We start from the raw sequence: 7,501 nt of genomic DNA, 5'->3' as shown, positions 1-7,501 counted from the left end.
TTGGTGCAGCATCAGCTCAAAATGATATGCCTATAATACTTACTAATGAAAATAGTAATATAACTGAAATAAATGATTTATTCAAAGATAAAAAAATAGATAAATCTTATATAATAGGTGGAGAATATACAGTTTCTAAAAATATAGAAAACAAACTTAAAAATCCACAAAGAATATCAGGTAGTACTAGAAATGAAACAAATGCAAAAGTAATAAAAGAGTTCTACAAGGATTCTAATATAAATAACCTATATGTAGCTAAAAATGGAATCAATAAACAAGATGATTTAATAGATGGTTTATCTGTTGGGGTTTTAGCTGGAAAAACTAAATCTCCTGTAATACTAGTAGGAAATTTACTAGACTATAGTCAAAAAGAACTATTTAAAACTATGAGATTTAAATCAGTAACACAAATTGGTGGAAATGGAAATGAAAATTCATTTAAACAAATTAAAGAAATAGCTTAATATTTTAAAACGGGCTATATTCAAATAATTTTATTTGAATATAGCCCGTTTTTATTACAATTATAAAATTAATCTTTATTTATCATTCATACTTAGTAATTTATCTAAGTATACTGACTTTAGCTGCTTACTAGCCAAAGCTTTTTTAGCTGGTTCAAGTTTTAATATAGCTGATAGTATCGCTCCCATAGCTCTATGACTAGCTAAGGCATTATTATCAAAAATTAGATTTTGTAATTGCCCTTTCTCGATTGCCATGAGAACTGCTCTATGTACTGAATTTGCAGGAGTTATTATTTTTTCATCTCTCTTTAATAGCATAACACTATTTTTGTGACAATTTCTAACACAAACGCCACAACCTAGACATCTATCCTCATCAACTTTTATATATTCTTTATCATTTTCTTTTACTTTACTTATTGCATCTATTGGACATGCAGATATACATTTACCACACTTTACACAACTTTCATGGTTTATATTTGGTATAAAACTAGTTGTTTGTACTGGGTGAAGATTTCCAAATCTTTTTGCTGCTACTAGCGCCTCACAACAGCAACCACAACAATTACATATAAATGTAACTCCTTTTCGAACATTTTCTCCACATTGAACTAAATTATGTTCATATGCTTGATGAAGTAATTCCTTACATTCTACTTTATCTACACGTCTTGCAAATTTATTGTTTATTAAAGAATTAGCTACATTGTCAAATGTCATACATATATCCATAGGAGCATCACAGGCTTTTCCAACGTGTTGCATTCTATGTCTACAATAACACATGCTTATACCTATATGAGTCGATTCATCAATTATATGAGTAGCTCTTTCATAATCTAAAATACTTACTTCATTATCATTAGTCAATACTTCTTCTTGAACGTAAACTCTTCCAAGTTTTGTTTCTGTTGAATAAAATAAATCTTTAATAAAATCTTCTTCTACATTCATATACTGATAGTAAAGTTCTGATAAAAGTTTTTGGTCTATATCGTGTCTTGTTCTCATCATGGCAAACTCAAAAAAACCAGCCATTGGAGGAGACATTATATATTTTTTACCTTTTTTATCTTCTATATCTAGTATTAGTGCCCTACTAGCTAGCTTATCTAGCACCCTATATGCTTCACTTTCACTTGTACTCCAAATTTTAGCTGCTGTTTTTACTCTAAAAGGCTTTATTGGAAGTTGTGCCACTAATTTTGCCTCTTGTTCTGTAAAAAGTACATTTAGTATTTTATATAATGTATCGGAGGGTGGAGCACCCTGTGGAAATTTATTTATTCTTTCCTCTAAGCTTTTATACATGTTTTTAGCAGTTATATGAGAAATAGTAATCACCTTCTTTTTCTTTTGTTTTGCAATATAATCAAATATCTTTCTTTATTATCTAAACTCCTACTTTATATAATACCAATTCTTTCTAAATAGTTAAATACCTCTAGCAATTTATTTATTAGATTTCTTATATAAATAAAAACCGTTTAATCAGCATAATTATAGTTTATACCAATTAAACGATTTTAATAATATTTTACATATCTATAAATTATTTTTATAGTATTTTATATACTTTCCTTTCTTATATTATCTATTATATTCTCCTTATTTAATTTGTTCATAGGTATATATGCTGCTATAAAGGTTATTATAAAAACACTAACTATGCATATGCCAATTGCTGTCCATGGTATAACTGTAGAAAACTCAATTACACCTGAAACTAATTTATTCATAATTAATATCAACCCAATACCAATTGGTACGCCAAACAATAAAGATAAAATACCATAGATAAAACTTTCTAAGTATATCATTTTTCTAAAACCTACAGGAGTAACACCTATTGATTGTATTATTGCTAGTTCTCTTTTTCTTAGATTTATACTTGTACTTATTGTATTTAGTATATTTGTAACACTTACTAGAGATATCACTACTATAAACCCATATACAAAAACTTTAATAGCTTTTAAATTTTGCTTTTCACTTTTGTCACTTGTATTTTCATCATGAAAATTGACATTATTTTTTTTAGCCAAAGACTCTATACTCTTCCTAGTCTGAGCACTTCCCCCTGAGTCAATAAAGACAATACCTTTCTCTAACTTTAAATCCATATTTTCAGCAACCTCATCATAAGTTAAAAATTGCAATCCCATATTTTGATAACCCATTCCTAGACGTTTTTCATCTGTTATACCAAGAATTTTTATGTTTACTTTTTTCTTTGAATCATTTTCGCCAGTATATTCACAAGTTACAATATCTCCAACTTTGTAATTAGTTAACTCTATTACGCCTTTCTTACCCTTTGATTCAAAGTAACTTTTTCTAACAAATATCACTCCATTTTCTTTAATCGCTCTTTCTTTATCAAAAGAGCCTTTTATTAAGTTTTTTGTTTTATTTTGTATTGCAGTTTCTCCAGGAAAAATTATTTCGTTGTTGTTAAACTCATATACATAACTATCTCCAACCTTACGTTGTTGATAATAATCCTTAATTAGATTTTCTTTAGATTTATTTATTTTATCCTTATCTACTCCTATAGAAATATACTCTCCTACAGCTACTTCAAAGTTTTTTATTCCAGATATATTTTTTAGTTTATTTATAGTATCATCCATAGACTTAGATATTTGTCTTGAACTTAAATATAAATCGTAGTTTCTTTGAGAATTTCTGATTTCTTCACCTTTTAAGAAATTCGCCATAAATCCGCTAAAAGATATAAATATTACTATACTTACTATTAAAGAAAAAAGTGTCACAATAAATTTCTTTCTATTTCTTCTTACACTTTTATATGCAAGTACACCTTCTGTTCCAAAAACTAATTTAATAAGTTTCGAATTTTTAACCTTACCTACTTTGTAATCTCCACTACTCCTTATTACACTAAGAGGAGAAATATTAGAGGCTGTTATTGCAGGTAGGAGAATTGATATAAAAATTGTAAGTAAAACAATTATTATACTGATAATTATTATTAATGGATTATATACTATTTGTAAACCCATCTGTGATACAACTGATTCTGTAAGATATTTATTTATAGCTTTAAATACTAAATCTATAGCTACTGTTCCAGACAATAGTCCTATTGGTATTCCAATACAGCTAATTATAATACCTTCAATAAAAACTAATCTTTTAATTTGATTAGTAGTAGCTCCTATAGAATTTAATATTCCAAACTGCTTTTTTCGTTCAGTTATAGAAATACTAAAAGAATTATATACTGTAGCAATTGTACATATAATTACTAAAATAGTTACCATAGTAATTATAGCTTTTATAGAACTATTTATATTTGCATACTTACTAGCTCCTTGTAATCTCAATAAATGTTCATTGTATTTTATCATTTCAGAGTTTGATGCTTTATCTTTATTTGTATATATATTATTACTTATTTTTCTTGTTATTTCATATATATCTTTAGGATTTTTTGCTGTTATTGATATATTCACTGTCTCTTTATTATTATCTATAGGATTAAAGTAAGTTAAACCAGTATCAACTTGGTCAGTGAGTTCAAATCCTGGCCTTTTGATTATACCTACAATTTTAAATGTCTTTTCTTTTTCATTGGCAATATAATCACCTTCATGAAATACACTCATATCATCAATTTTTTTGTTATTACTATCAAACATATCACCTACTTTTAAGGTTATCTTATCTCCTATTTTTAGCTTTTTCTCCATAAGATTAACTATGTTTTCACTTAAAATAATTTCTCCATCTTTATCTGGAAATCTACCTTCTTTTATAGAAACTATATATCCTTCCATAGCATTTTTATCATATTGCTTAATGCTTAATATACCATTTACAGTATCTTCTATTCTAGAGTATCCAAGTTGATTAGTAAGTGCATAACTTTTTATTTCAGCTGATTTTGTTGCATAGTCTATATTTTTTTTGTTTACATTGTAGAATTTAGCATGAAAACTCCCATCATTTTTTATGGTTTCTCTTATTTGATAATCCATAAAACTTTCAAATATGTTACCTATACCACAAATTAAAGCAGTGGAAAGTATTATTCCAATTATAGTTACAATAGTTCGTCTTTTATTTTGTTTTAAATATCTAACAGTTAGAGATGTATATAGATTCATTTATATCACCTCATCACTTTTTATAATTCCATCTTCTATGCCTATAATTCTATCCGCCTGAAGTGCTATATTTTTGTCATGAGTTATCATTATTAATGTTTGATTATATTTTTTTACTGATAATTTTAATAACTCTAGTATTTCTTTTGAGTTTTTGCTATCTAGATTACCTGTTGGTTCATCTGCTAATACTATAGATGGTCTATTAATTAAGGCACGTCCTATAGATGTTCTTTGTTGTTGACCTCCTGATAATTGATTAGGAAGATGATTTTCTCTGTTGCTTAGACCCAATATTTTCATCAAATCATTCAAGTATTCTTTATCAATCTTTCTATTATCAAGCTCTGCTGGAAGTAATATATTTTCTTTGACATTTAAAACTGGAATCAAATTATAGAATTGATATATAAGACCTATATTTCTTCTTCTAAATATTGCCAAATCCTTAGTTTTTAGATTATATATATCTACATCATTTATATAAACCTTACCACTAGTAGGTCTATCAACACCTCCTAATAAATGTAATAATGTACTCTTTCCACTTCCACTTGGACCTGTTATTGCTATAAACTCACCTTTTTCTATAGACAAGCTTACATTTTTTATTGCATCGACTTTTGTTTCATTTTTACCATAACTTTTAGTCAAATTTTCTACTCTTAAAATTTCCATAACTACCTCCAATATTTATATTCTGTACTTCATATATTAGACTCAAGCTATTACTATAAAGTGAATTAAATATTACAGATTAGTCACTATTATCATCATATATCTTATGAAATGCTATATGAAATTCAGTTCCTTTACCTTTTTCACTATTTACATAAATATCTCCATTTTGACTTTCTATTATGGATTTTGCCATTGCAAGCCCTATACCTACACTATCCTCTTTTGAACTACTTTTCCCTCTATAAAAACGTTTAAAAATATGTGGTATATCTTTTTTATCTATACCTTCACCATCATCTTTTATTATTAACTCTGAAAATAATGGATTTTCTTTGTAAATTATACTTATATTTCCAAACTCAGGAGTATGTTCTATACAATTTTTTATTATATTTACTAAAGCCTCAACTGACCAATCAATATCACCAACATAAGATACATTACCATTGCCTTCTATACTTAACTTTTGGTTTTTAATCTCCATAGGTATTTTCATTGGTTGGATTGCTCTATGTATAAGTTCACTAAACTTTATTTTTTCTCTCTTAAACTTTATAACTTTAGCTTCTACTTTTGATAATTTAAGCATACTTTTAATCAACCAGTCCATACGATTTAGTTGATTTTTTATCTTGTCTAAAAAATCTATTTTCACTTCATATGGTACATCATTATATAATAAATCACTTAGTATGATTAAGGAAGTCATGGGAGTTTTTAACTGATGTGATATATCTGAAATTGTATTATTTAAAAATATTTTTTCTGAATTTAAAAGTTCAACTTTTTCATTAAGAATTGTTGTCATCTTCAATAGCTCTGTTTTTAAAAGACCTATCTGCCCTTCTTGATTTCTATTTTTCATATCAAATTCTTTTCCTTCTGAACTATAGTAAACATACTTAGTCATATCTGATAAATCATTATACATAGTTCTAAAATATTTAAGTATCAACATAAATATCATCATAAAAATTATACAAACTAAGATTATATTTATTTTTATAGTGTTTGAAAGTAATTTGGAAGTAAGAGGCTCAGAATTTATTCTAATAGTTTTGTCATAGTTATACTTACTTAATATTTTCTCACCAAATTCTACATTTTGCATGGACTTTCCTTGTGTTATTATATCTACGATATCACTTTCTAGTTTTGGATACTTGTTAACTAAGGTTCCTATTATAGCTTGATTATTTTTTACAATCATATTTTTAGTTGTATTTATATTGATTACACTAAATCCAGTTGATATAAGAATTACCATCAACATTAAAATAATATATTTACTAAAAAAATTCTTTACTTCAGGATTATATAGAAACATTATTTTCACTTCCTATCCATTTATAACCTAGTCCTCTTACAGTTTCTATGTAAATTGGTTTACATAAGTCATCTCCTATTTTTTCTCTAAGTCTTTTTATATAAACAGTTAAAGTATTATCACTAACAAAATCATAAGTTACATCCCAAAGCTTTTCTAGTATTTGAGTTCTACTCAAAACTGTATTTTTATTCTGTATAAGAATTAAAAGAAGCTTATATTCAACAGATGTCAGAAATATTTCTTTGTTATTTTTATATACTCTAGCTTCTAATGTATATATATTTAAATCTCTATATTTAAGTATCTTTTTATTTTCTTCTGTAGCGTCACCTTTTCTTCTTAAAACAGCTTTTATTCTCGATATTAATTCTCTAATTCTAAAAGGTTTTGTTATATAGTCATCTCCACCTATATCAAGACCCAGTACAATGTTTACTTCTTCATCATAAGCAGTTAAAAATATTATAGGAATCTGAGAAAACTTTCTTACATACTCACAAAATTCATATCCTGTTCCATCTGGTAACATTACATCCAGTAGTACCATACTATATTCATTAGAAGATATCATTTCTTTTCCACTTGATAAATCCTTTGATATATCTACACTAAATCCCTCTTGCTCCAATGCATACTTTATTCCAAAAGAGATAGTACTGTCATCCTCAACTATCAATAACTTTAACATAACTATTTCCCTTCTTAACATTTTAATTTTAAACTATTTACATATACAACTTTTATTATACACAATTGTTTTAGATACTAAAATATATTTAGAATTACAAAATAGTCACAAACAATTACTAAAAACATAAAAATAAAAATGCAAGTTGACACTTAACTATTTTGAAAATAGTATAGATTTTTCTCAAGTTAAG

General features: G+C 26.4%; 6 protein-coding genes. 1 reads left to right on the top strand and 5 read right to left on the bottom strand.

All coding sequences use genetic code 11. The features are described from left to right. Positions 1–470: cell wall-binding repeat-containing protein (locus tag IC219_RS13070; protein WP_227853439.1), on the top strand; the 470-nt coding region annotated here is incomplete at its 5' end. 75 nt (positions 471–545) lie between these two features. Here IC219_RS13070 and IC219_RS13065 read toward each other — a convergent pair. The 5 genes from IC219_RS13065 to IC219_RS13045 all read right to left on the bottom strand — a co-directional run bounded on the left by IC219_RS13065 (position 546) and on the right by IC219_RS13045 (position 7,308). Continuing rightward, positions 546–1,820, bottom strand: coding sequence for a 4Fe-4S dicluster-binding protein (locus IC219_RS13065; RefSeq protein ID WP_227831157.1), 1,275 nt, complete (start codon positions 1,818–1,820; stop codon positions 546–548). A 224-nt stretch (positions 1,821–2,044) separates the two neighbouring features. Beyond that, on the bottom strand, positions 2,045–4,609 hold the full coding sequence (locus tag IC219_RS13060; protein ID WP_227831158.1) for an ABC transporter permease: 2,565 nt from the start codon (positions 4,607–4,609) through the stop codon (positions 2,045–2,047). Beyond that, the gene (locus IC219_RS13055; protein ID WP_227831159.1) at positions 4,610–5,287 is read right to left on the bottom strand and encodes an ABC transporter ATP-binding protein; all 678 of its coding nucleotides are present in this window, start codon (positions 5,285–5,287) and stop codon (positions 4,610–4,612) included. A gap of 79 nt (positions 5,288–5,366) precedes the next feature. Then, positions 5,367–6,617, bottom strand: a complete 1,251-nt coding sequence (locus IC219_RS13050) for a sensor histidine kinase (RefSeq protein ID WP_227831160.1) — start codon at positions 6,615–6,617, stop codon at positions 5,367–5,369. Further along, positions 6,604–7,308: a response regulator transcription factor gene (locus IC219_RS13045; protein ID WP_227823717.1), complete on the bottom strand. Its 705-nt coding sequence runs from the start codon at positions 7,306–7,308 to the stop codon at positions 6,604–6,606. The genes IC219_RS13050 and IC219_RS13045 overlap by 14 nt, the downstream gene beginning before the upstream one ends. Positions 7,309–7,501: the final 193 nt, after the last annotated feature.

It is taken from the genome of Clostridioides sp. ES-W-0018-02 (genome assembly GCF_020658175.1).
GTDB lineage: Bacteria > Bacillota > Clostridia > Peptostreptococcales > Peptostreptococcaceae > Clostridioides.
Note: the sequence above shows the minus strand (reverse complement) of the source record. Positions and strands in the feature narration are given on the sequence as shown.

Bases quoted from the DNA above. Each gene is read 5' to 3' on its own strand.
- IC219_RS13050 (WP_227831160.1), bottom strand. From the start codon at position 6,617: ATGTTTCTATATAATCCTGAAGTAAAGAATTTTTTTAGTAAATATATT.
- IC219_RS13045 (WP_227823717.1), bottom strand. From the start codon at position 7,308: ATGTTAAAGTTATTGATAGTTGAGGATGACAGTACTATCTCTTTTGGA.
- IC219_RS13055 (WP_227831159.1), bottom strand. From the start codon at position 5,287: ATGGAAATTTTAAGAGTAGAAAATTTGACTAAAAGTTATGGTAAAAAT.
- IC219_RS13060 (WP_227831158.1), bottom strand. From the start codon at position 4,609: ATGAATCTATATACATCTCTAACTGTTAGATATTTAAAACAAAATAAA.